The 21,910-nt window shown below is 68.7% G+C and carries 25 protein-coding genes and 1 tRNA gene; 7 read left to right on the top strand and 19 right to left on the bottom strand.

Going from position 1 to position 21,910, the window contains the following annotated elements; translation table 11 throughout:
• The first annotated feature begins 451 nt into the window (after positions 1-451).
• The 4 genes from HMPREF1868_RS09725 to HMPREF1868_RS03630 all read left to right on the top strand — a co-directional run bounded on the left by HMPREF1868_RS09725 (position 452) and on the right by HMPREF1868_RS03630 (position 2,754).
• Entirely contained in the window at positions 452-589 is a 138-nt protein-coding gene (locus tag HMPREF1868_RS09725; RefSeq protein ID WP_156439406.1) for a hypothetical protein, read from the top strand.
• Between the two features lie 239 nt (positions 590-828).
• Positions 829-1,566, top strand: a complete 738-nt coding sequence (locus HMPREF1868_RS03640) for a DUF3592 domain-containing protein (protein ID WP_062530531.1) — start codon at positions 829-831, stop codon at positions 1,564-1,566.
• A gap of 77 nt (positions 1,567-1,643) precedes the next feature.
• Positions 1,644-2,348, top strand: coding sequence for a DUF3592 domain-containing protein (locus tag HMPREF1868_RS03635; RefSeq protein WP_062530529.1), 705 nt, complete (start codon positions 1,644-1,646; stop codon positions 2,346-2,348).
• On the top strand, positions 2,317-2,754 hold the full coding sequence (locus HMPREF1868_RS03630; protein ID WP_062530527.1) for a helix-turn-helix domain-containing protein: 438 nt from the start codon (positions 2,317-2,319) through the stop codon (positions 2,752-2,754). Before HMPREF1868_RS03635 ends, HMPREF1868_RS03630 begins: the two co-directional genes overlap by 32 nt.
• Before the next feature lie 169 nt (positions 2,755-2,923).
• Here HMPREF1868_RS03630 and HMPREF1868_RS03625 read toward each other — a convergent pair whose 3' ends face one another.
• The 5 genes from HMPREF1868_RS03625 to HMPREF1868_RS03605 form a co-directional block, all read right to left on the bottom strand.
• On the bottom strand, positions 2,924-3,823 hold the full coding sequence (locus tag HMPREF1868_RS03625; RefSeq protein ID WP_062530524.1) for a sensor histidine kinase: 900 nt from the start codon (positions 3,821-3,823) through the stop codon (positions 2,924-2,926).
• A gap of 67 nt (positions 3,824-3,890) precedes the next feature.
• A complete protein-coding gene (locus HMPREF1868_RS09860; RefSeq protein ID WP_062530522.1) occupies positions 3,891-4,718 on the bottom strand; it encodes a hypothetical protein in 828 nt (275 codons plus the stop codon).
• Positions 4,715-5,707 (bottom strand): ABC transporter ATP-binding protein, encoded by a 993-nt coding sequence (locus HMPREF1868_RS03615; protein ID WP_072499887.1) that lies wholly within the window; start codon positions 5,705-5,707, stop codon positions 4,715-4,717. Before HMPREF1868_RS03615 ends, HMPREF1868_RS09860 begins: the two co-directional genes overlap by 4 nt.
• Positions 5,708-5,836: 129 nt before the next feature.
• Complete coding sequence (locus HMPREF1868_RS03610) at positions 5,837-6,550, bottom strand: response regulator transcription factor (RefSeq protein WP_062530520.1); 714 nt, start codon at positions 6,548-6,550, stop codon at positions 5,837-5,839.
• Between the two features lie 170 nt (positions 6,551-6,720).
• On the bottom strand, positions 6,721-7,059 hold the full coding sequence (locus HMPREF1868_RS03605; protein ID WP_062530518.1) for a hypothetical protein: 339 nt from the start codon (positions 7,057-7,059) through the stop codon (positions 6,721-6,723).
• 1,143 nt (positions 7,060-8,202) lie between these two features.
• On the opposite strand from HMPREF1868_RS03605, the gene HMPREF1868_RS03600 reads away from it, so the two are divergent.
• Positions 8,203-8,439, top strand: coding sequence for a hypothetical protein (locus HMPREF1868_RS03600; RefSeq protein WP_062530517.1), 237 nt, complete (start codon positions 8,203-8,205; stop codon positions 8,437-8,439).
• Here HMPREF1868_RS03600 and HMPREF1868_RS03595 read toward each other — a convergent pair.
• On the bottom strand, positions 8,436-8,888 hold the full coding sequence (locus HMPREF1868_RS03595) for a hypothetical protein (protein WP_062530515.1): 453 nt from the start codon (positions 8,886-8,888) through the stop codon (positions 8,436-8,438). The two genes, HMPREF1868_RS03600 and HMPREF1868_RS03595, sit on opposite strands and share 4 nt — an antisense overlap.
• 191 nt (positions 8,889-9,079) lie before the next feature.
• Between HMPREF1868_RS03595 and HMPREF1868_RS03590 the strand changes: the two genes are divergently transcribed.
• Together HMPREF1868_RS03590 and HMPREF1868_RS03585 are read left to right on the top strand one after the other, a co-directional pair.
• Positions 9,080-9,283, top strand: coding sequence for a hypothetical protein (locus tag HMPREF1868_RS03590; protein ID WP_062530513.1), 204 nt, complete (start codon positions 9,080-9,082; stop codon positions 9,281-9,283).
• A gap of 67 nt (positions 9,284-9,350) precedes the next feature.
• Complete coding sequence (locus HMPREF1868_RS03585) at positions 9,351-9,575, top strand: hypothetical protein (RefSeq protein ID WP_062530511.1); 225 nt, start codon at positions 9,351-9,353, stop codon at positions 9,573-9,575.
• A 542-nt stretch (positions 9,576-10,117) separates the two neighbouring features.
• On the opposite strand, the gene HMPREF1868_RS03580 is transcribed toward HMPREF1868_RS03585, so the two are convergent.
• The 13 genes from HMPREF1868_RS03580 to HMPREF1868_RS03515 all read right to left on the bottom strand — a co-directional run bounded on the left by HMPREF1868_RS03580 (position 10,118) and on the right by HMPREF1868_RS03515 (position 21,905).
• Positions 10,118-10,193, bottom strand: a tRNA-Phe gene (locus HMPREF1868_RS03580).
• A gap of 92 nt (positions 10,194-10,285) precedes the next feature.
• Complete coding sequence (locus HMPREF1868_RS03575; RefSeq protein ID WP_062530508.1) at positions 10,286-12,265, bottom strand: DUF2207 domain-containing protein; 1,980 nt, start codon at positions 12,263-12,265, stop codon at positions 10,286-10,288.
• A gap of 89 nt (positions 12,266-12,354) precedes the next feature.
• Positions 12,355-12,948, bottom strand: coding sequence for an FHA domain-containing protein (locus tag HMPREF1868_RS09855; protein ID WP_062530506.1), 594 nt, complete (start codon positions 12,946-12,948; stop codon positions 12,355-12,357).
• Positions 12,949-13,336: 388 nt separating this feature from the next.
• The gene (locus HMPREF1868_RS03560) at positions 13,337-13,774 is read right to left on the bottom strand and encodes a hypothetical protein (RefSeq protein ID WP_062530503.1); all 438 of its coding nucleotides are present in this window, start codon (positions 13,772-13,774) and stop codon (positions 13,337-13,339) included.
• 62 nt (positions 13,775-13,836) lie between these two features.
• Positions 13,837-15,891, bottom strand: coding sequence for a hypothetical protein (locus tag HMPREF1868_RS03555; protein WP_062530501.1), 2,055 nt, complete (start codon positions 15,889-15,891; stop codon positions 13,837-13,839).
• Positions 15,863-16,360, bottom strand: a complete 498-nt coding sequence (locus tag HMPREF1868_RS03550; RefSeq protein ID WP_062530499.1) for a TadE family protein — start codon at positions 16,358-16,360, stop codon at positions 15,863-15,865. The genes HMPREF1868_RS03555 and HMPREF1868_RS03550 overlap by 29 nt, the downstream gene beginning before the upstream one ends.
• A 22-nt stretch (positions 16,361-16,382) precedes the next feature.
• Complete coding sequence (locus HMPREF1868_RS03545) at positions 16,383-16,577, bottom strand: hypothetical protein (protein ID WP_156439405.1); 195 nt, start codon at positions 16,575-16,577, stop codon at positions 16,383-16,385.
• A gap of 88 nt (positions 16,578-16,665) precedes the next feature.
• Positions 16,666-17,241 carry a hypothetical protein gene (locus HMPREF1868_RS09710; RefSeq protein ID WP_156439404.1) on the bottom strand — a complete coding sequence of 192 codons (576 nt, stop codon included), beginning with the start codon at positions 17,239-17,241 and terminating at the stop codon, positions 16,666-16,668.
• On the bottom strand, positions 17,238-17,438 hold the full coding sequence (locus tag HMPREF1868_RS03535; RefSeq protein ID WP_009279672.1) for a Flp family type IVb pilin: 201 nt from the start codon (positions 17,436-17,438) through the stop codon (positions 17,238-17,240). Before HMPREF1868_RS03535 ends, HMPREF1868_RS09710 begins: the two co-directional genes overlap by 4 nt.
• 39 nt (positions 17,439-17,477) lie before the next feature.
• Entirely contained in the window at positions 17,478-18,146 is a 669-nt protein-coding gene (locus tag HMPREF1868_RS03530; RefSeq protein ID WP_062530495.1) for a type II secretion system F family protein, read from the bottom strand.
• On the bottom strand, positions 18,146-19,084 hold the full coding sequence (locus HMPREF1868_RS03525; RefSeq protein WP_062530493.1) for a type II secretion system F family protein: 939 nt from the start codon (positions 19,082-19,084) through the stop codon (positions 18,146-18,148). The genes HMPREF1868_RS03530 and HMPREF1868_RS03525 overlap by 1 nt, the downstream gene beginning before the upstream one ends.
• Positions 19,057-20,418 carry a CpaF family protein gene (locus HMPREF1868_RS03520; RefSeq protein ID WP_062530491.1) on the bottom strand — a complete coding sequence of 454 codons (1,362 nt, stop codon included), beginning with the start codon at positions 20,416-20,418 and terminating at the stop codon, positions 19,057-19,059. The genes HMPREF1868_RS03525 and HMPREF1868_RS03520 overlap by 28 nt, the downstream gene beginning before the upstream one ends.
• Positions 20,418-21,905, bottom strand: a complete 1,488-nt coding sequence (locus HMPREF1868_RS03515) for a nucleotide-binding protein (RefSeq protein ID WP_062530489.1) — start codon at positions 21,903-21,905, stop codon at positions 20,418-20,420. Before HMPREF1868_RS03515 ends, HMPREF1868_RS03520 begins: the two co-directional genes overlap by 1 nt.
• Positions 21,906-21,910: the final 5 nt, after the last annotated feature.

The raw sequence follows: 21,910 nt of genomic DNA, 5'->3' as shown, positions 1-21,910 counted from the left end.
GCAGACCCTGATTCGCAGCTAGCCGAGATGTGTACGGGCGCCCGTTCCCGTCTGCGCAGGCAGGCGGCCCGCGGAGGGGGCGCGTTTCCCCCACTGCGGGGAATGGCACCCCGGGCGGACGGGCCACCCTGGGGAACCGCAGCTCGGAGGGGGTGCGTTCTTGCCGCCATCGCCCAAAATCGCGTCTCCCGTACACATCTCGGCTAGCTGCGAATCAGGGTCTGCGGTCGGGGCCTCTTGGCCACGGGGGCGCGCCCAGGAAGCGGCGATACATGATGGGGAGGCTCTGCGACAGGCCCGCGTCCGCAAGGGATGATGGCTTCGTGAAGAATGATGGGGGACTGAACCTGCCCCAGTTTTGTTGACACTGGGGGTGGTATCAGAAATCCGCACCAAACGATGACGTCTGGAGGTTCTGGTGCCATGTTCATCCGAACAGAGAAAACGGGCTGTGGGACTCTATATAAAGCATGACAGGAACACCGCTGAGGTGCGCGACGAGCTGGTGTATCCCAGCTGGCAGGCGCTCTACAACCGATGCGACGGCTGCCCGAGGCACGGCTCCGGCCCGACTACCGCTCGCATGTAAGGTCCACGGAAAGGCAGAAGCACGCAGCCGTCCCGCACTACCTATCGCATGGAAAGTGCGTGTCGGCCACGAATACGAGCTGGAGCGGCAGATTGACCAAGGTGAACGCGGTTGAAATCGTTTGCTCTGTCCCGCCTACCCGAGGGGAAAGATGGTAAGGCCCCTCATGCAGCGTAGTACCCTACTATATGAGCTTTGCCTGGGGAACCGGAGCCCGCAGACAGAAGGGAACAAGATACATGGACAGCAGGAAGCTCCTCACCATACTGGGTGCCATATTTACGGTGATCGGGGCTATCGTGCTCACGATTGGCATCGCTCTGTTCGTGAGCACGAACCAGAAGTACGCAGCGGGCGAGACGGTGCAGGCGCAGATCGACCGGATCGACGTCTACAGAACCCGCAACGGCACTGGCAGCAACAGCAGCACAAGCACCAACTACGACGTATACGTGAGCTATGAGTATGACGGCAAGAGCTACGACGACGTGCTCCTGAACTCCTACGACGGCTCGATGTACGAGGGGGAGCAGCTGGAGCTTCTGGTTGACCCCGAGCATCCCGGCAACGTCGCCGTCCCCGGCTTCGCCACCATGACCCTGGCGGGCTTCGGAGGGTCGGGCGCCCTCTGCCTGGTGACAGGGCTGTCGCTCCTGATCGTTCCCCGTGTGCGCCGGCGGCGCATCGGGAACCTGAAGCAGACGGGCAAACGGCTCGACGCGACAGTGCAGGAGGTAACGGTCCTCAACAACCGGACGTTCAACGGCGTGCCCGGCCGGCAGGTCCGGTGCACATACGAGGAGGGCGGGCAGAACTACCGCTTCACCAGCGCCTGCGCTTACTGGCCGGTCGAGGATGCGCTCCATGCGGGCGACCACATCGACGTGTACGTCAACCCGAACGACTACGCCAAGAACTACGTTGACATCCCCTCCGCCGACAGGCTGCCTTCGAGCAAGACATACATCGACCTCTAGGCTTGCGTGGCGAAGCGGATGCGGCGCCAGGCATAGGGGACGGTGCTCTCGCATCGAGCCCTTTTGGAAGAAGCCGCATGGAATCGTTCGCTCCCGATAGCGGCATCGCCTTGCTCTGCGTTTGGATGTCCGCGTCCATCGCCATGCTTTGCTACCTGCTGACGCAAGGCTTGTCTTCGAGGAAGAGGGGCACGGGGTGGAAGGTTCTCGCGGCAGTCGGCATCATCGTCACCCTCGCGATCTTCGCCCTCCCAGAGACCGCGAGGGCGCTCGTCACCTTCGCGTACACGTGCACGGCGCTTTTGTGCATCGGCGCGTACGGGGTCGTCTGGGGCATCAGCAAGGCGACCGCGCGTCGGCGTTGCACGGCGCAGGTCGAGGCCACGATCACCGACTCCCGCATCATACCCACCGGCAAGTCTTACTCACGGGTGTACACCGCCACGTTCGACTATCAGGACCAGACATACGAGGCCGACGACCTGAGCGGCAGGGTGAACCGTGTCGCTGCCGGATACCGGCCCCCAGAGCCGCCAGCCGGTCCTGCCAACCGGAAGCCGACGAAGAGGGGCCGCGAGCCTCTCGGGGTGGGGGATCCCTGCACGCTTTTGGTCAACCCGCGCGAGCCGGCCGAGGCGATATACGTCAACGAGCACAACGTCGCTGCCGGCATCGCCACTGCCCTGCTTGGGGTCTTCATGATGGCGCTTGCCGGATTTACCCTGGCCGTCATGCTCAACTCGGCCGCCGATGTCGTTGCGCCCTTGCTGCCCACGCTGTAGCGGGCGGGATTGGCCTTGTCGGGATTACACCCAGAGGGGCCTCGCGGAGGAGGTCGGCGTCACCGAGTCGGCCATCCGCAACTACGAGCTCGGCCTGCGCACGCCGAGCGGGGCGCAGCTGGAGGCGATCGCCGGGGCGCTCGACGTCGCCCCGGAGTCCCTTGCGGACATAGGCCCCGAAAGCGCGCGTGGGGCGCTCGAGATGGCCTTCAGGCTCGAGGGCGAGATGGGCTTCAGGCCCGTCGAGACGGAAGGCGGCATCGGGATCGCCGTCGACCCAAAGGCGGACGGCTCCCAGAAGCTCTTCCAGGCCCTGAGGGCATGGGCGCGAATGCGTGAGCGGCTGGAGGCCGGCGAGGTCTCCGAGGACGAGTACGAGGCCTGGAAGGCATCCTTCAGGGGCTAGGCAGGCAGTCAGCCTATGCCGATGGCGAGAGCCGGCCCCTCATTCCGGCTTCCTTGCTACCAGCATGGCTAGCATCTCGTTCCGCCGCACGAGGTCGGGTTGCCGGGAGATGGGCCAAGCCGCTATCTCGTCCGCCCAAGGTGAGGTCAAAGCCGATCCAGCAAGGTGATTAGGCCGCAGGCAGGCGCGCGGATATGGAGAGGCGCCCGCCCTCGACCCCTGCCGCCGCAGAGCCGCCCATTCGCTCGCAGAGCCTCGCAACGATGGCGAGACCCAACCCCGATCCCGCCCCCGAGCGTGCACCGTCGGATTGGTAGAACCTCTCAAACAAGCGGTCCACGTCTATCGAACCGGCGTCGCCCACTTCGTTGGAGACGGAGACGACCACGATCCGAGCGTCCCCCCCATCCGGCGCCGGGAGGAAGCCTTGGGAGATGACGGGTGCCGAAGCCCCATGCTGCAACGCATTGGCGACGAGGTTCGAGAGCACGCGCTCGAGGGACCCCTCGTCCGCCATCACCCGCACGCCCTCGTCGGCAAACAGGATCGCTGGCTCCCACCCCCGCTCCGCAAACCGCGGATATGCGTCGGCCAGCACCGAGGCGAGGGCGGGCATCACCGCCACGGGGGAGAGCTCGAGCGGTCCGTCCTGGGAGGACACCTTCGCATAGTCGAGCAGCGCGTCAGTGAGGGCGCGCATGTCCGCGAGGCAGGACGCGGCCCCGCGAAGGCAGCGCGCCCTCTCGACGGAATCGGAGCTGCGGTCGTGGAGCTGCAAGTAGCCCTGTGCCCCCGAAAGCGGCGTGCGAATGTCGTGCGAGAGTGCGGCAAGGCCGTGCTGGAAGGCCCTCCTCTGCTCGCCGACGGCCGCGCGCTCGTCGCTTCGCTCCTCCATCCCCCTGTTGACGGCGGCGGCGACCAACGAGATGCCGGGAGTGGAAAAGCCCACCTCCACCCGCTCGTTGGCGGTCCGGTCGCTGCGGCCCAGGAAGCGTGCCATGCGCCTAAGCTCCCGCTCGTAGAGCGCGATGACGGCGAGCAGGGCGACGAGGAGCGACGCCACCACCATTTGTTCCAAGCTGCATCAACCCCCTCGCCCCTCCCGCAGGAGGGGCACGGCCGAAGCCGCCGATCCGTCAGGCCAGGCCCCTCCGTCGAACGGTCACCACCGTCAGGGCAGCGGTGAACGCGATAGCGACCAACACCGGACCCATCGCCCCCCACGGGAGCACGCTCCCGCTGCCAAGGCGCGACACCACCGTAGCCAGGCTGCCAGAGAAGACCGCCCCGGCGCTTTCGGGAGACCCCGCCAGCAGGCCGGCTGCGGAGCACAGCAGCTTCCCAACGACGCCCCCGCCGAGCGACAGGCCGAAAACAACGGAAAACGCCTCGCTTCCTGACAAGATCGCCGCCAGCGTCGCTGCCAGAGCGTATGCGGAGACGGAGAGCCACACCTCCACGACCCAGGACAGCAGCTCCGGAATTCCCGGCACCGAGACGACAAAGCCCAGGGACACCAGGGAGACGAGGGATGCGACGACCCCGCCCAAGACGGCCAATGCCGACACCGCGAGGGCCAGGCCGCACGCTGCAAGGGCGTAGTGGGTACGGGCACCGCGGCCCTGGGCCACGTTCTTCACGAACCCGCACTTCAGGTCCGACGCAAAGAAAAGCCCGCAGAGCGAGGAGACGATCATGGAGACGGCGCTGCCGCGCACGAACAGCACGCCGCAGGCCCGGACGAGGTCGACGCATCCCGTGCCGGGGAAAAGGGCGCCGAGGCCGAGGGAGATGTCGGAGCTCGTCTCGGAGATTCTCGCCGCAACGGATCCATCCGCTCCGATGACCTTGAGCGAGACGACGCCTCCCACGACAAAGGTCGCCAACGCGCAGAGAAGCACCATCGACGCCCGGCTCCTGACCAGCCGATACGCCATCGCCCTGAGCAGACCGCCCAAGCTCATCGTCCATCACCCCCTCTGCGGGAGCCGCAAGGGCCCTCTGCCTCCGTCCCTTGCGATCTCGATGCCACACCCGCCGCAGGCAAAGACCGCCCGTCGCCCATGAGGCCGACGAAGAGCTCTTCTACGTCCCTCTTCTTGACGAACATCTCGCTCACGGCGATTCCCGCCTGCGCGAGCACCCTTCCGGCCCGCTCGGCGGTAACGCCGCCCCCGACGCGTATGGCGTCGTCGGGCATGACGGAGAACGACGCCTGCGGGAAGGCGTCCTCGAGCCTCGCGAGGGCAGCCTGCGGCTCGGCGGAGCGGATGCTCAGGTAGTCGGAGCACTCCGCCTCCACCTCGGCCGCGCTCATCTGGCGCACGATCCTGCCGTCGCGGATAACGCCGTATCCGGTGGCCATGCGACCGAGCTGGTCGAGAACGTGGGAGCTCAGGAACACGGTGACCGAGCGGTCGCGAACCAGGCCCATGATGGTCGCGCGCAGCTCCCGCACCGCCTCCGGGTCGAGCCCGTTGAAGGGCTCGTCGAGCACCAGCAGGTCGGGGGAGCCCACCAGGACGAGCGCCAGGCCGAGACGCTGCCTCATGCCGAGAGAACAGGCCTTCGCGCGCCTTCCGGCTGCCGGCGCCAGCCCCACGGCGCCGAGCGCCTTGGCGCTCGCCTCCCTCGCCCTCGGCACGCCGAGGGCGAGGGCCCTCACCATGACGTTGTCCAGGCAGGTAAGTCCCGGGTAGACCCCGGGGCTCTCGACGAGGGCGCCGAGGCGGCCACTCGTGCAGCCCGGCCTCTGGCGCTCTCCCAGTATCTCGACTTCGCCCGTCGTCGGCAGCACCAGACCCGCTAGTATCTTCATGAGCGTCGACTTGCCGGCACCGTTGCACCCGACGAGACCGTAGACCTCGCCCATGCCCACGCGCAGGTCCACGCTGTCGAGGACGCGCTTATGCCCGAACTCCTTCACCAGGCCAGAAACCCTTATCGCATCCATGCCCCACCCCTCAAATCGGCGAATCCTTGACCCCGAGTGTGGCAGGTGGCCTTCGGAGAACCTCCCGCAAAGCCACAAGAAAGTCTAAAGATTATCGGACGGCAATGCCATGGCTGAGAGCCGGGGCCTTCACGAGCGGTCAGCGAGCTTGAAGCCGATACCCCATACCGTCTCGATATAGCCTTCGGTGCCAGTGCCCTTGAGCTTGGCGCGGATGTTGGAGACATGAGTGCCGACAGCATTTTCCTCCGGGGCCGGATCCTCGTTCCACACCAGCCGATACAGCCCCTGCTTGGTGAACACCCTGCGCGGGCTGCGCATGAGCGTCGCGACGATGTCGAACTCGGTCCGCGTGAGCCTGACGGGATGCCCGGCCGCCTCGAAGCGCCGCTCCCTCTCGGACAGAAGCCACTTTCCGTAAACGAGCGGAGGGTCGGCTGTGCCATCCGCGTACCGCGCGCCTTCAGCGGCAGCACCCGTACGGCGCAGCAGTGCCTCGACGCGCGCTACCAGCTCGTCAAGGTCGAAGGGCTTCACCAAGTAGTCGTCGGCACCGATGCGCAGGAGCGACACGCGGTCGGTCACCTGCGCCCTGGCCGAAATCACGAGAATCGGTGCCATACCCCTCGTCCTGATGAGGGTCACCACGTCCTCACCCGGGAGCCCCGGTAGCATAAGGTCGCAAATCGCGAGGTCGAACGACTCTCCCGAGCCGATGGCTAGGCGCGCCTCGCTGCCCGAGTACGCAGGCAGGCACGCGTAGCCCCTCCCTTGCAGCGTCGAGCAGACGACATCACTGATGGCTGCGTCGTCTTCGACGACAAGGATGCGTTTTTGATTCATGCAACTATCAGTCCTAATCCGTTCACGGACCCCAGTGGGTGCCTTAAATCCAGGCCAGACCCCGGTCTCTGGCGTCCCGCCCTCACCAGAGCGCGTGTATGCAGACACCAGCGTCGAAGAGCTGGAGCATTAGATTGTCTTGATTTTACACCCTAAATTTTGGCTCGTCGTCACTTCTGGTGGTCAGCACACTCCGACGCCAGCCGGGCCGAGAAGCCCAGGCGTCCCAGCCCGAGGAAGGCCATGGCCCCCAGGCAGGCCAGGTCCCCGAAGCCCCCCGAGGCCCTCTTGACGGACCGGGCGACCGAGCCGGGCCCCTCCGGGATCGCGTTTGCTGCGTCGCGGGGGAACCAGTCGAGGATGCCCCCCTCCCCTCGCGCACGGCCCTCGCGACCGCCTTCGCCCTCGGGGCGTCCGAGCGCACGACCCAGCCGGCGGCCCGGCCCGGCCCCCCTGGGGGCCGGCCCCCCGCCCGGGCGGTCGCGGACGCCCCCCGTCGCCCCGGCCACGGCGCGCGCCCCGGCGGCGAGGGGGCGCTCCGGGGAGGGCGCCCCCCTCCCCTCCCGCCGCCCCTCCGCGAGGCCGCCCCCGCGCCTCGGCCGGACGCACTTGGCGCCCCCGGGCAGGGCCCGCCCCTCGGCGGACCCCCCCTCCCCCGGCGCCCCACCAGGTCGGCGGCGCGCGAGAGCGGCCGCGTCACGCGGAGGCGGCCGGCCGCCTGGGCCGCGTCCGGCATGGCCCCCGCGACGCCGGGGCGACAGGCGGCCGGCACGTCCCCGGCGGCCTCGCCCGCGGCGGGCCCGTCGCCGCCGTGCCCCCCCAGCCGCGCGCGGGGCTCGGCGGGCGCGCCGCGCCCGCGCCCGGCCGCCATCGCCACGGCGCGCCCGCCGTCCAGGCCGGCCATCGCGGAGGCGTGGGGCTGGCCCCTCCCGCAGGCGGTCTCGCCGGTCCCGGCGCGCGCCACGCCGGAGTGGTCGGCGTGCGCCCTGGCCCCGGGGACGGCCCCGCCGGGCACCCCCCAGGCGGCGGGGCCGGGGACGCGGGCCCTGGGGGACATGGCCCTCGCGGCCACGCCGGGCACGGCCATGGGCGGGGCCTGGGCCTCGAGGGGGGGCCGCGAGGCGCGCGTCGGGGCGCGCCTCCCAGGGCACCCTGACCGTCCTGGCGCCGCGCCCGGGGCGGCCGGCCCCGGGGACGGCGCGGCGCACGACCGTCTCGTGCTGCCAGGTGCCGGGGCGCCCCCGCGCGCGCCCTGGCGCCGCGGCGCCGCGGCGCCCGCCGCGCCCCGGGCGGGGGGCGGCCGCCCCGGGCGCCCCCCGCCCTCGCGTGCGGGGCGCCGGGCCCCCTCCCCGGACCGGGCCTCGGAGGCCCCCCGCTCCGGGCCCGGCCCCGTCGACCCCTCGGACGGGCCCGCAGGCACCCCGGCGTCGCCCGTCCCGTCCCCCCGGCCGCCGAGGCCCGCCCGACGGCCGGATCCCACCGTTCGGGGCGGGGGGCCGCCTCCCGTCCCGGGGAGTGGTGGCCACCAGAAATGATGAGGAGCCTTTTATTTGAGGGGAGGGGCCCTGGCCCTGCATTAGGGCCTTTCTCCCCCCCGGGGCATTTTCAGAGAAAGCGGCAGCGAGTGCCCAGACGGGCAGGATGGAGGAACGATGAGGGACGTAATGGTGGGGACGATAGCGCAGGGGTACTACGGCTCGATGCGGGCGGGCGTTGACGCCGCCGTGGCCGCAGGCAAGCTCGACGAGGACGCCCAGGCGGCGCTCATACTCGGGGCGCTCGACCTTGCGGGCCAGATGGACGGGGCCAGAAAGGTGACGCCCCAGCAGCTCAGGCTCCTGCTCAGCTTCTCGAAGGCGCTCGGCCTGCTCCCAGCTGCGGGACGCTAGGCAGGTGGGGCGGCCCCGGAGCCCCGCCACGGCGCCGGGCCGTCCCACGCGTCCAGGTCGCGGCAGGCGCGGGCGAGGAGGTTCTGCGCCTGCCGCACGGAGTACGAGACGCCCCGGGCGACCTCGCCCCACGCCAGGGCCTCGCAGCACCTCAGGCGCACGACCTCGGCGGCGGCGGGGCCGCAGGAGGAGGCCACGCGCGCGAGCGCGGGCCACAGGGCGTCCCAGGCTTCCTCGCAGGCGGCCAGGCGGGCCGTCATGGCGTCCCTGGCCCTCAGGAGGTGCGCCGGGGCCTCCCCGCTCCTCTCCGCCACCATCGCGTTCACCTGGGCGAGCGTGCGCCGCGACCTGGCGTAGTCGGCGGACATGGCGCGCACCCGCCCCAGGCCGTTCCTCGCCCCGAGCGGCCCCCGGCGACCCGGCTGACAAACCTGCGGATAATCGGACATTATGGGCAACCTCCAACATTATGCAGAACCTACCTGCGTCTATTCGTGATGTGCGTCTAAAACGACCATCCTATTCACGACGTAACTTTACATAAAACAGATTATATAGGCAAACATATGGTTTATACATTTGCCCTATTTGCCGCACTAGGCTACAATCGCCCCAGGCGATTGCGGGAGGGAGGCGAGAGATGGCGGATGGCAAGCCCAAGAAGCTGAACCTGAACCTGGACGGCGACCTGGTGGCCTGGTGCTCCTACGTGGCCGGGCTGAGGGACACGTCGGTGACCGCGTACATAAACGACGCGGTGAGGCGCGACAGGGACGCGGCCAGGGGCGCGGTCAGGGACGGCTACGAGAAGTTCCTGGCGGCGCGCGAGGAGGCCAGGTCGTAGCCGAGGCGGCAGGGACGGCGAAGGCGCGAGACAAGACGGGGGGCCGAGGCCCGGAGAAGGAGGAGCCATGCAGGAAGAGAAGTACGACAACCCCGCGATGAGAATCGACGATGCGGCCACGAAGCTCAGGTGCCTCTCGGACGCGCTCACGCTCATGTCAACGAGCAACGAGCTGAACGAGATGGTGCAAAACGCGCTAGTCGTTGCGACGGAGGTCATGGGGGCCGAGCTGGAGAGAATCGACGGAGCGGTGCGCGAGATACTGAGCGAGAGCAAGGGCAAGGCAGCATAGGACACGCGAGATGAACGATATGGCCCACCACCAAAACGAACGTTTGCGTGGTGGGCTTCCCCTGTAGCTATGGCACGGCGATGCAAGGCAAGACGGGAGGCCGGGCCGCGCACAGCGACAACGGAGGATGCCAAGGGTACGCGCCCAATGCGCCCCCCCGTGGCAGCACGGAATGCCCTTGCGATACGCCACGGCGTCGCACAGGAAGGCATCATCTGCCCGACGTGCCAAGCCCGGCTCAGCCCGCCACGAAACACACCCCCCGGGGGTAACGCCCCCTTTTCGCCGCATGGCGTAGACCGGCGTCCCCTCCACGGATTCCGACCGAGGCCCCAAATTTAAAACTCCTACTTTTCTCGGGCGGGGACCACCGGCCCAGCCCGCCACAAAAAGCCTTCCGTGCCTCACGGACAAGCCTATCGATGTGTCCGACCGTGCCATCGATGCCCCATGTGGTGGCGGATGTGGTGGCAGATGTGGTGGCGTGATTCGCGCAACAGGAAAGCCCGCCTACCTTCACGCAGGTAGGCGGGCCTTTTTTATGGTGGCGGGGAAGGGAATCGAACCCCTGACACGGGGATTTTCAGTCCCCTGCTCTACCAACTGAGCTACCCAGCCGAAGCGCTTGCGCTTGCAAGCCTATTTAATATAGCAAAGAATCCCAAGCCGTCAACGGATTTCTCGAATCTCCTTCTCGTGAAGGTTCCCGACTAGAAGGCACCGCCTCCGCCGCCTCCGCCGAAGCCGCCTCCGCCACCACCGGAGAACCCGCCACCACCTCCACCGCCGTCGCTGAAGGACGAGCTGGCGAGCTCGGCGGTGCTGACCTGGTGTGCCCGAGAGAGACTCTCGCCAAAGTCCGCGACGGGCCTGCCCAGGCCGGGCTCGGTGTGATACCAACCGTACACAGGCATAATCTGGGGATCCTCGAGAATCTGTGGTGCGGCAATCTTGAGCTGCTTGATGACCTCCTCGGAGACACCGAGGACGACAGCCAGGACCAGGAGCTGGTTCCAGAGGACCACGTCCTGGGGAATGGCCTCCTCAAGGCGGGTGAAGTCGAGGAGCCAGCGCCTGAGTGCCTCCAGCTTCGCCTTGAGCTCGATCGCCTCGGAAGAGAGGCTCTCCATGCCGCGGGCGCTCCAGATCGAGAAGACTCCTGCGACGGCAAGGAGGACGGCCGCGGGCAGCCCCCACGTCCCCGCGACCTCTCCGATCAGCATGAGAAACGCCAGGCCCACGGCAAGGATGACGTCAATGCCGCCAAAGAGCGCCAGGCCCACACGACCGTTCGAATGCTCGTCCTCGGAGAAGCGGCGCTCCGTGAGGCAGGCCTCCACGGTCGTCTCCCAGTCCTCGTATGCGTCCCTGTATGTCTCGGCATCGGACTTTGCGACGTCACCAATCTCGGAGAAGTAGAGGGTGGTCGAGTCGCTGCGCGTGCCCTTTGGGGCAATCTTGCGGAAGAGGAACTTTATGGTGTCCTCGTCGATGCGTCGCGCCTGTGCCTCGCCTGGCCCCTTGGTACGGGCGATGGAACGGCCCACGTTGTTGGGAGTGAGCTCGAGCCGGTACTCGCTGTCCTGGTGGGTCCGGCCAAAGAGGCCCTTGCGGCTCGTCTTCACCATGCTGAGCTTTGCCATCCCAAGGTCGGTGAGACGCATGAGTGACGCAGTGAGGTCCTCCTGCTGCGGAGTGCCGCCCTTGATGAGGGCCCCCAGAACCGCGGGGTGGTCTGCGGAGGGGACGTCGCGGAAGTACTTGTCGTCGAACTGGGGCTTGTGCGTCTCCTTGTACCTCAGGCGTCTGGATATCGCATAGGCGCAGGACGCGATGGCGGCAAGGCCCCCGAAGCCCGAAAGCCCATACGAGATCGCCCGGGCCTTCGCACGCCTGGCGTTGGCCTCGTCTGCCCAGCCCTGCTCCTGCGAGGTGATGTAGTCGAGCCTCGCCTCGCTCGAGGCAGTCGCGTCAGAGAGCCATTCGGACGGGAAGGCGACGCGCGCCTCGGCGTACTCGGAGCTTCCCACGCCTGGCACGCTGTAGACGACGTTGCCGTCCACGACGTACACGCTGGCATCGAGGGGGCCGTGCCCCCAGACCCTCACGTTATCGCCCGCGCTCACCGTCTGGCCAGAGGGCACGGGTAGGTGCACCACGCAGCGAACGTTCTGGGACTCGACGTCCCAGCCATCCGAGACGAACTTCCAGTAGAGCTCGGAGGTGTCGGCGTAGCGACGTGCGAGCTGGGAGTCGACATAGTTGATGCGGAAGGTGGCCGACTCGTCCTCGTGCGCCGAATAGAGCTTCACCTGGAGGTAGCTGCCGTAGTCGGTCACCGTGTAGGTGCCGTCGTCGCCCGAGCTCGACATGGTGAAGGACTCGAAGGAGCCGTCGGTCACGAGGCCCACCTCGCCGATGGTCACCTGCACTTCCCTGCCCTCGTACTCCCCTTTGGGAATCTTCCAGTACACCCCATGGAACGAGCCATCGAAGTCGTAGATGCGGTCCTCGGTGACCGAGAGGCTGCCGTCCGTCGCCACGGTGGCGTCTATGTCCACGCTCGTGATGGCGTAGTCCTTTGCCAGTGCTCGCAGGGGCAGGAATGCAGCGGCAGCAACCAGGGCAATCGCGGCAAACAATACGGCATGGACCCGCATTTTGCGGGCATGGCTGCGGGGAAGCGACATGGTTCCCTCCGATCCGTCTCGTGGGAGGGCACTAGAAGCCCTCTCCGTAAGAGGATACCAAAGCGGAATGCGCCACCCATCGCCGTCGCTCATGAGGGAACGGGCCCAACGAGCGTGAGGAGCGTCCCACACACGTCCAAGGTGTCGCCGACCTGCATGCGGGCGAGGTCGTCCACCGCGCGCCCACGCAACATGGCGGGGTTCGTCGAGCCCTGGTCCTCGACCACGGCACCTCCCGACACGAGGGACACCCGCAGATGACGACGCGAGGCCGCGGCAGAATGCAGCACCACGTCGTTCGAGGGCAAGCGCCCCACGTTGAGGCCATCCTCGGGGATGGGCACCACTACCTCAAGCTCGCTGCCCCTGACCCACACCGACGGGATCCCGCTGGTCCTGGCACCCAGGGGCATGCCGGACAGCTCGAGCGTCCTGCCATTCTCCTCGAGCTCGAAGGGTGGCATCCCCTCGTCCCAGCCCCGAGGCTCGTCCAGGTCGTCCTGTGGGGGCAGGTCCGGACCTGACGAGCCCGCACGGGAGAAGTCGAAGAGGCAACCGTAGCAGACGTCCATGTCCGAGAAGAGCTCCATGCCACAGCGGGGACAGCGCTTGGTCGTCTCGCCCTGGCCTTCGGGCTGGACGGGTGGTTCCAGCGCCAAGGAAGTGGTTCCGTACTCATCCATGCTCAGATACCTTCCTCTTGGGTCGGGATTCCCCTCCCGACAAATCGAACAGCTCGACATGACTGCCCTCGAGAGGCCATGGCCCCGAGCCCGCAGGCCTCTCCAGCACGGCCGCGGCACCGTGGCAGCACAGAATCGTCCCGGCGCGCAGGGCCCTCCGGACGAGGAGGACCCTCCCTCCCCCGTCCAAGAACGCGACGTCTATCGCGTAGCGCATACCCACGCAGTGGATCGAGTGGCAGGGCATGATCACGATGGGCATGGCGTCGGACCCCGTTCCCAAGAGCCCTCGCGCCCGTTCGCAGAAGCGCTCCCTGAGCTCGAATCGGCCCAACATCGTCCCGTTCGCGAGTCGCGCCCCCACCATGCGCCCTCCCATCCCCCTCACCTAAGCCACCACCCCAGGCCTGAAGCGGTCGACGGTGATGGAGCGTTCGTGCCGCAGGAACGCGGGGACCCTCAGGTCGATCCCGGCCATCGAGAAGGAGCTCGGCCAAGGACGGTACGAGAGGGTGCAGGTGAACGTGGTGAGGAGGGGCGAGACGGGAAACGACACCCCCTCCCCCCTTGGCGCAGGGCCTAGGTCCCCCGAGCTGACCGCCACCTCGCAGCCAGATGCCGGGAGCCCCTCCTCGATCGCCGCCCTCACCTGCGCGCAGGCAGCCGCGACATCCTGCTCCCCCGCGGGGCTCACCCCGTGCGCGATGACGCAGTCGGGCGCGACCCTGTCGAAGGCCGCACAGGCTTGCAGGAAGCGGACCATGTTGAATGCGACGAGGGCCACCGCGATCACGATGGGAAGCAGCACCGCGAGCTCGACGACCATCTGCCCCGCCTCGCCTCGCGACACTCCAGCGTCGCTCGCCCCGGCCCATGTCCATGCCACCCTCATGTCAGCGCCCCCAAAATCGTGGCCAGGTCTATGGTCAGGGGGATGGTGGTGCCCTCCATGCCGGGAACGGGCAGTTCGGCAACCGTGAAGGTCTTGTCCCCAAGCTCGTCGGAGACCATCTGCGCACAGCGGCCCAAGAGCTCCCTGGGTTCCATCGGCAGGGCCTGCACCAGCTCCCTCACCTTGCCGACCCTCTCGAGCCCTGCCCGGTCCAAGACCTGCTGGCTGTTCACCAAGACGGGCTTTCGCAGCCTCATGTCCGCTGGCTCGAAGCCCGCAGACGTCACCGTCGCAGAGATCTTCTTGCGCAGCCACGACGCGACCCTCTCGCCGAACACGCCCCCTATGCCGTCCAGCACGTCATCCGTGACCCCCGAGACGCTCTCGTAGGACGAGCCATACGAGACGAGCAGCCTTCCCCAGATGCCCGTGATGCCACCCACGAGGTCGAGCACCAGGCCCCCGTCCGAACGGGTGACACCCTCGAAAACGCTCGAGAGGACGTTGTGTCCATCGGTTCCCTCGTCCGGGGCCAAGGTGGCGGCAGAGACGGCGACGCCACGGGGGAGCTCTCCTTCGGAGGAGAAGTGCGAGATCCCAGCCGGCACGGGGGTGAGGTCCGGGCGAGACACCACGGCCACGCATCCGTAGGCGCCGGGAGGGCAGAGCCCCGGCCTCCCCACCGAGAGCAACTTCATAACACGCTCGAACGCGCCGTCCGCATGCTCCGCTATCTCTTGCATCTCCCGCTCTGCCTGAACCTCCTCGTCCCTTGCCGCCTTGTACTCGCGCGAGGCCTCCACGACGATCCTCCAGTAGTGCTCGTAGCCGTTCGATATGTTGGTGGACGCGTCCGCCACGTTGCCCATGGCCACCGCGTCCATGCGACAGTCGGGGCAGACGGCGGCAGACCCCGCGTCGATGTCCGCGAGGCTCGCAAGGCCCGCATAGGGACCCCGGGCACCGGGGCAGTCGAGCGAGCAGTGCAGCGTCCTCACGCCATCCTCGATGGTGCACGGCCAGACGACGTCGGTGTACAGGGTCGTCTCCCTGACCCCCGCCGTGGTATGGGGGAGTTCGGGCAGGTCAATCGAGCAGCCCTCCTCCGACTCGTCACAATGCGCCTCCGATGTCCGCTCGTAGGCGTAGCGAAAGAAGGCCTTGCGCGCACAGGACCTCTGGAGCTCGTCCGCATCCGAGCCCGTCTCGCCCTCTGCCGACCAACGGGTCAAGTAGTAGTTAGCGCTGCGGAGCCGCGCGAAGTCGAAGCGCCATGACGAGGGCTCCGGATAGGACGGGTTCTGCCCTCCGGACAGGCCCGCAAGCCGCTCGGCCCGACTTCTCAGGCAATAGGGGTCGTCCACGTTGTCCGCTCGCCAGGCCCTCTCCTTTGCCGCCTCGGCACGCTCGTGGGCGGCCTGTTTCCGAGCGGACGCCTCGGCGAGCCTCCTGGCATCCTCCTCCATCTCCTCGGCGTCCAGCCCGTCGTCGAGCCCGGAGAAGTCGGACTCGCTCTTTTGGGGAAAGGGGACGGCGAGCCCCACGTAGCGCACGTCACCCTTGGAGTTGGCGGACACGCAGGACGCGGAGTTCGCCATGACCAGGGCGGGGAGGGCCGCCTCCAGGCGAGAGAGGCCCTCCGAAGCGCTGCGCGCAAAGCCGCGCCTCGCGTCGAGCACCTTCCTTCCCGCAGCAAACACCCCCGTCGACATCGCCTGGAGCGGAGGTATGGCGGCTATGACGAGCGCGGAGGCGCAGATGACGGAGCCCAGGAGCCCCATGCTCAGGACGCAGGCGTCCACCACCTGGGCGACGGTCGAATACGCCGCCACCACGTTTGACCCGGCTAGCGCCGAGGCGTCGGCCACCGCCTGCACGTCGGCAGAGCGGGAGGAGGCCCACTCGAGGGTGGCGAGGGAGAACACGAGGGAGAGGCTCACGAGGAGCGCAACGGCCACCGCCACCGTGGTATAGCCGCCGTCGTCCCGCACGAAGGCGGCGAGGGGGCTCGGCTCGGCTCCCCTAGTCCCAGATGGTCTGCCAACTCGCATAGCTCCCTCCCAACCACGATGGCCTCAGCCCCTCGCTTGCCCTTGCCTCGAGCACCACTCCCCGTCCGTCGCTCCTGCCCGCAAGCGCCATCGCCGCCCCGAGGAGGGGAAGCGGCCTCGCATGGCCGCGCAGGCCCACCTCGACCCGGCCGCCGGAGCTCGACACGCTGACCTCCCAGCCCTCCTCCCCTCCCACGTGAAAGAGGGGCACGTCGGGCACCGCGGCGAGCCTGCGCAGCGCGAAGGCCTTGCACCCGTCGAGGTCGGACCCATGATTGGTGAGCGCCACGCGGGCCGTCTCCGCGGCCGCCGACCGCATGACCACCAGCGAGTAGCCAAGGCAGGCGGGCTCCAGCAGGATGGCCAGGACGAGCATCAGGGAGGGCAGCAGGACCGCCGCCTCGACGGTCGCCTGCCCAGAGGCCGAGTACGGGACGACGGGGACGAAGCCGGCCGTGACACCATCCAAGGCGCCCCTCCCTCCCGGCTCCTCAATAGAGGAGGACGTCCTGGAGTGCCGCGACGAGCCCTCCCGCGCCGAAGCCGTGGGAGGCCGCGTCGAGGGCTCCGCGCATGAGCCCGCCGCCGCTCGCTTGTCTCCAGACGGCCGCGAGGACGAGCGTGGGGACAAGGAACGCCAGGGTGACGAGCAGGTATTCCACCGTCGACTGGCCACACGTGCCCAACAGAAGAGCCTTGGCGCAAGCCCCCGTCCCCCTGAACGTCGAGCGGGCGGACCGGGCAGAACGGACACGGCCCCCGAAAAGCCGAGCCTCACAACGCATCGACCCCCTCCCCCCACTCGTCCGCCCTCAGCCGTGTGACCGCCTCCCTGCACCCACCGCCAGGCGCCGCAGAGACCTCGCACACGTCCACCCAACCATCGCCCTGCACGACGCAAACCCAGACCCTTCCCAAAAGGTCGGCATAACCCGCGCTGACGAGCACGCAACCACCCCCTTCGCGATACCTCCCGAGCAGCTCCCCGGCCAGGTCGGGCACGTCACGGGAGTCATGGACCAGGACATGGCTCCCTCCCTCCCGAGGGACGTCGGCATTCCCCTGGCCCGCTTGGCCCCTGTCGCCGCCCCCGCTCCCGACGGACATACCTGGTTCGGCCTTGCCATCCGGCCACATGCCACCCGGAGGCGCGGGCGACCCGTCACCGCCACGACGAGTGCCCTCGGCATCACCCTCACCGTGCCCTCCCACCTGTCGCAGGACGGCGTCGCCCGGGACACCTCCCCTTTCCAAGAGCCGTGGGACCCCCACGATGACGGCTGCCGCGAGGAGGCAGGACGCCACCAGGACCGTCCTGCCCGTGCGGCGCAGGTGGGACTTCCTCGTCACAGCGAGTTGATGCCGTCCGAGATGGCCGTCCAGAGCTCCTGTACCTTCCCGCGAAAAGCGACGATGGCCACAATGGCTATGACCACCAGGACGCCGACGAGGATCGCGTATTCGGTCGTCCCCTGCCCGTCCTCGCTTGCGACGAGCTCGCGGGCCCGAACCGCCAAGCCAGCAACCCACACGCCAAGTCCCTGCATCTCTTCCACCTTTCTTCCCTGCCCCTGACTGGGGCGCAGCTAATGACCCAACACGAGCGAGGAGCCGAGGAGCGGCCCCAGTATCGCCAGGAGCATCGCCGGGACGATGAGGGTCCCCAAGGGGACGAGCATCTTCACCGGAACCCGCTCGATCTCCTCCTCCACCTGCGAGCGCTGCTCGTCCCTGATCGCCTGAGCCTGTCCCTCGAGGGCGTCGGCCAAAGGCGAGCCGAAGGCGAGGGCCTGGGCGACCGTCTGGGCAAAGCTCCCCAGAGCATCGACCCCCAGCTCGTCCGCCATCGCCCTCAGGGCCGCCTCGCGCGAGCTGACGCCCATGCGCCAGGAGGTGAGGGCGGACGAGAGCGCGCCCGCAAGCCGGCCCTCGTAACGTTGGCAGTAGAGCTCGAGCGACGCATCGAACGAGAGCCCGGAGAGCAGTCCCAAGGTCACCACATCGAGCATCGAGGGCATTTCGCGGAGGCAGCCCATCCGCACCCTCGAGCTGCCCGCCTGTACCCTCGCCCTCGCCACGGGTCCATAGCCCTCCACGACTTCCAGCAGCCGGCCCGCAACGAGCGCCGGCCCACGGGCAGAGGGCGCACGGGCCGCCCCCCTCCCCCTGCGACCGGCATGCGGTGGCCCCAGGAGCAGAAGGCAGGCCACGAAGGCGAGGAGTGCCACCGCGCCGTGCAGGGCGATCCCAGCCATCAGAGCACCCCTCTCATCAGGCGTCGGATGATGAGCAGCGCGAGGGCGTCCATCCCTGCGGCGACCAGCACGCAGCCTGCCCCGAAGAGCGTGGCGAGCCCCGACCGGAAGTCGGGAGACACGAGCGAGAGCACCCCGATGAGAATCGCCGGCAACGCGCACACCACGCGGGCGGAGAGCCTTACCTGGGCGGTCTTGACCGCGAGCAGCCTCTGGAACTCCCCTTGGCGCTCGACCATCTGCGCCGCATGCTCGAAGAGCTCCCTCAGCGGGCTGCCCGTGCGTTGCGAGATGGTGAGGGCCGTGGCGAGAAGGCCCACGCCGGGAGCCTCGAGCTCCCCGCGGAGCGCGTCCATCGACCCCTCGACCGAGATGCCGCAGCGCAGCCTCAGCGAGACGCGAGCGAAGGCCGGTGCCACGACGTCGGGGCTGTTCGACCCCAGGTAGTCAATGGCCTGGGAGAGCGTCTCGCCCGAAGCCAGGGCCATGGCGAGGGTGCGGAACACCCCCGGCATGGCCTGCGCGAGCTCCCTCTCCCTCCTCCTCCGCGTCGACTGCCCCCAGAGGGGGACGCCCACGGCAAGCAAGAACGCAGCCAGGGGCAGCGCCAGCCAGGTGCCAAAGAGGAGGGCGAGGACGACGCCTGCCAGGAAGCTGCCCGCGAGAAGCAGCGCGCAGGACCCCTCGCGAGAGGTCGCAAGACCGACTTGGGCCACGAGGCCGCCAAACTCGTCTGCGGCAAGGCCCCAGTCATCCCTCCCGGCCAGGAGGTGGACCAGGGGGAGGGCGGCCAGGCGCTCGGCCGCGACTCCGGCAAGGCGCCTGAGCCGTCGGGTCCTCCAGCCCTCCGCACGCGCACGAGGCAGCCCGCCTCCCACGAGCGCGAAGCCCCCAAGCCACGCGCAGCCACCTAGGCCAAGGACATACGCCGCCTCCAAAGCGCCACCTCCCCCTCGTCCAAGACCCCCTCCTCCAGGCCCCGGCCCACGAACGCGGGCTCGAAGCCAAGGTTCCAGCAGCGCGACGCCTCGTCGAAGCGGACCGCCTCCTCCAGGCGCACGCCGCCGGACCCCTTCCGCGTGACCGCGTTGAGCGAGGCAATGACGCGCCTGCCGTCCGGCAGCCTCTGCGACATGACCAGGAAGTCAAGGGCAGTCGCTATCTGCTCCTCGATGATGTCGGTGGGCAGGTCCATCCCGAAGCGCGCCATGAGCACCAGGCGCAACACCGCCTCCTGCGCCGTGCCCGCATGCAGGGTCGTCAGAGACCCGTCATGCCCCGTGTTCATGGCCTGGAGCATGTCGATGGCCTCCTCGCCGCGCACCTCGCCCACCACGATGCGGTCGGGCCTCATGCGCAGGGCGTTCTTCACCAGGTCGCGGATGCTTATCTCGCCCGAGCCCTCGATGGATGCGGTGCGCGCCTCGAGCCTGACCACGTTGGGATGGGAGTCGAACTTGAGCTCTGCGGAGTCCTCGATGGTCACGATCCTCTCGGATGGCGGTATCTCGCACGAGAGGGCGTTGAGGAGGGTCGTCTTGCCCGATCCGGTTCCTCCCGCCACGGCGACGTCCTGGCGCAACCTCACCGCCCAGCTGAGGAGCTGGGCATACCAGTCGGGCAGCGACCCCAGCTCGACGAGGCGCCCAAGCGTGCTGATCCGGTTGGAGAACTTCCTGATGGTCACCATGGGCCCGTCGATCGCGATGGGGGGCGACACGGCGTTCACGCGGTCCCCGTTGGCGAGTCGCGCGTTCACGATGGGACAGTTGCGGTCGAAGCGTCTGCCCAGGGGAGCCAGTATGCGGTCCACCACCATGAGAATCTGCTCGTCCGAGTCGAACACGGCACGCGCGGGATGGATCCTCCCCTCCCGCTCGAAGAAGAGGCCCTCCCTGCCGTTCACCATCACCTCCGTCACGCTGTCATCGTCGAGGAGCGGCTGGAGGGGACCCAGCCCGCATATGTCGTCCAAGACCCAACCCTCGAGCTCGCCCCGCTCGTGGGGACCCAGGGTGGAGAAGTCGCCCGAGCGCAGGATCGCCTGGCACGCCACGGAAAGCTCGCCCCTGGCACGCGTGGAGTCCGCGGACGATGCCATGGACGCCACCACCTCGAGCCCCAGCCTGCGGACCAGCTCCCGCTTGAGGCGCTCCTTCAGGTCCATGAGCTCGCGAGTGCCGCGAAGTCCCCCTTGCGGCGGCTCCTCCCGTACGGAGGCAGGCGAGACGAGTGCGGCCTCCTGATCGCGCACCATCTGCAGGACGGACATCAGCCCACCTCCCTCCTGAGCCCGAAGAGGCCGCGACGCCTCCTTCCCGGCTTGAGCTCCAGGGCATGCCTGGTCTCCTCCCCGTCGGGAAGCGCCCCCAGCTCGGCCAGCAGCTGGGCCATGAGGTACGAGACCGCCTCAGAGAACTCCGAGCGGGACGAGAGGAGCCTCTCGGTCTCTCCGGCGGCAAAGAGCTCCTCGGCCTCCTCCCCGCCGTCAGGCACCCTGAAGAGCCGTGCGCCCTCGAGCCCGGGCTCGATCCGCGCGAAGTCGACCTCCTCGTCCCCTCGCAGGTCGTCCATGTTCCTGACGCGCACGATGCGGGTGCGGGCGACGCCCAGCCTCACGGCCAAGGCGCTCGTCCTGCCCAGTGCCGCAAGGCCGCCCTGCCGGTCGTCGTGCACCAAGACCAGGCGGTCGGCAAGCTGCGCCGCCTGGGCCGCAGCGTCGCTCAAGCCCGCGGGGCCATCCACCAGCACCACGTCGAAGCGTGAGCTCAGGTACGAGATCAGGGGCCTCACCAGAGGCGACACGAGCTCCGCCGTCTCGGGGCGCTCGCAGGGACCCCAGAGGTACACCTCGTCCATGCAGCGGGCGCAGCCGCGGCCCATCTGCTCGGGCGTGGGCGGGACCTCCCCCGCCAACCGGGCGAGGTCCACGGGATGTCCCACGCCGAAGCGCGTGTGCAGGTCACCGCAGCCGAGGTCGAGGTCGACCAGGGCGACACGCAGCCCCCAGGACGACATGACCGCCGCGGCGGAGGCGACGAGCGAGGTCTTCCCCACGCCACCCCTGCCCGAGGCGAAGGCGAGGACCGGCGCGCGCTCCCCGGCCGGTAGCCCAACGCCTCCCTCCGCGGGCACGCCACGGGCAGGCAGGCCCGTCTCGCCCTGCCCCCGGCCGCCAGCTGCGCCGACCCCCTCCCGATGCGCGGGCGAGCGTCCCGACGGCACGCCGCCGGCGCGCCCCGACTCGGGGACGGAGCCTCCCATGGGCTCGCCAAGGCCCGTTGCGTCTCCATGCGCAGGACGGTTGTCGCACGTGCACGCATCCCCAGCGCCGAGCGGATGGCCTCCCTCTGCCTGCCGCCCCAGGGACCCCGCCGCGCGACCCCTCGCGCTGGACGTTGATGAGCCCCCGGGACGGCCAGACGACGTGCCAAGCTCGTCCAGGTCGATGACCCGGTCGATGCCCGCCCGGGACGCACGCGAGCGCAATGACCCGGAGACCTGCCTGCCCACCAGGACCACCTCGCTCGCAAGGCCGTCTTGGGCCAGCGCCGCGGCGAGGTTGACGTCAGACACTCCCCTTCCCGTCAGCCCCACGATGGCACCGACGCTCTGGGGCTCCTCCTCCCGGAAGCGACTCCGCATCTCGGTCGCGTCATCGGCGAACGAGAGGACCGCGAAGGGCTCGACCGACCTGAGGGCACGGGCAACCTCCGCCCTGCTGCCACGTGACGTGCATCCCAACCAAAGCTCGCTCATGCCCG

It is taken from the genome of Olsenella sp. DNF00959 (assembly GCF_001553055.1).
In the GTDB taxonomy this organism is placed as follows: domain Bacteria; phylum Actinomycetota; class Coriobacteriia; order Coriobacteriales; family Atopobiaceae; genus Olsenella_I; species Olsenella_I phocaeensis.
Note: the sequence above shows the minus strand (reverse complement) of the source record. Positions and strands in the feature narration are given on the sequence as shown.

Bases quoted from the DNA above. Each gene is read 5' to 3' on its own strand.
- HMPREF1868_RS03640 (WP_062530531.1), top strand. From the start codon at position 829: ATGGACAGCAGGAAGCTCCTCACCATACTGGGTGCCATATTTACGGTG.
- HMPREF1868_RS03635 (WP_062530529.1), top strand. From the start codon at position 1,644: ATGGAATCGTTCGCTCCCGATAGCGGCATCGCCTTGCTCTGCGTTTGG.
- HMPREF1868_RS03630 (WP_062530527.1), top strand. From the start codon at position 2,317: ATGTCGTTGCGCCCTTGCTGCCCACGCTGTAGCGGGCGGGATTGGCCT.
- HMPREF1868_RS03625 (WP_062530524.1), bottom strand. From the start codon at position 3,823: ATGGTGGTGGCGTCGCTCCTCGTCGCCCTGCTCGCCGTCATCGCGCTC.
- HMPREF1868_RS09860 (WP_062530522.1), bottom strand. From the start codon at position 4,718: ATGAGCTTGGGCGGTCTGCTCAGGGCGATGGCGTATCGGCTGGTCAGG.
- HMPREF1868_RS03615 (WP_072499887.1), bottom strand. From the start codon at position 5,707: ATGGATGCGATAAGGGTTTCTGGCCTGGTGAAGGAGTTCGGGCATAAG.
- HMPREF1868_RS03610 (WP_062530520.1), bottom strand. From the start codon at position 6,550: ATGAATCAAAAACGCATCCTTGTCGTCGAAGACGACGCAGCCATCAGT.
- HMPREF1868_RS03600 (WP_062530517.1), top strand. From the start codon at position 8,203: ATGAGGGACGTAATGGTGGGGACGATAGCGCAGGGGTACTACGGCTCG.
- HMPREF1868_RS03595 (WP_062530515.1), bottom strand. From the start codon at position 8,888: ATGTCCGATTATCCGCAGGTTTGTCAGCCGGGTCGCCGGGGGCCGCTC.
- HMPREF1868_RS03590 (WP_062530513.1), top strand. From the start codon at position 9,080: ATGGCGGATGGCAAGCCCAAGAAGCTGAACCTGAACCTGGACGGCGAC.
- HMPREF1868_RS03585 (WP_062530511.1), top strand. From the start codon at position 9,351: ATGCAGGAAGAGAAGTACGACAACCCCGCGATGAGAATCGACGATGCG.
- HMPREF1868_RS03575 (WP_062530508.1), bottom strand. From the start codon at position 12,265: ATGTCGCTTCCCCGCAGCCATGCCCGCAAAATGCGGGTCCATGCCGTA.
- HMPREF1868_RS09855 (WP_062530506.1), bottom strand. From the start codon at position 12,948: ATGGATGAGTACGGAACCACTTCCTTGGCGCTGGAACCACCCGTCCAG.
- HMPREF1868_RS03560 (WP_062530503.1), bottom strand. From the start codon at position 13,774: ATGGTCGTCGAGCTCGCGGTGCTGCTTCCCATCGTGATCGCGGTGGCC.
- HMPREF1868_RS03555 (WP_062530501.1), bottom strand. From the start codon at position 15,891: ATGCGAGTTGGCAGACCATCTGGGACTAGGGGAGCCGAGCCGAGCCCC.
- HMPREF1868_RS03535 (WP_009279672.1), bottom strand. From the start codon at position 17,438: ATGCAGGGACTTGGCGTGTGGGTTGCTGGCTTGGCGGTTCGGGCCCGC.
- HMPREF1868_RS03530 (WP_062530495.1), bottom strand. From the start codon at position 18,146: ATGGCTGGGATCGCCCTGCACGGCGCGGTGGCACTCCTCGCCTTCGTG.
- HMPREF1868_RS03520 (WP_062530491.1), bottom strand. From the start codon at position 20,418: ATGTCCGTCCTGCAGATGGTGCGCGATCAGGAGGCCGCACTCGTCTCG.
- HMPREF1868_RS03515 (WP_062530489.1), bottom strand. From the start codon at position 21,905: ATGAGCGAGCTTTGGTTGGGATGCACGTCACGTGGCAGCAGGGCGGAG.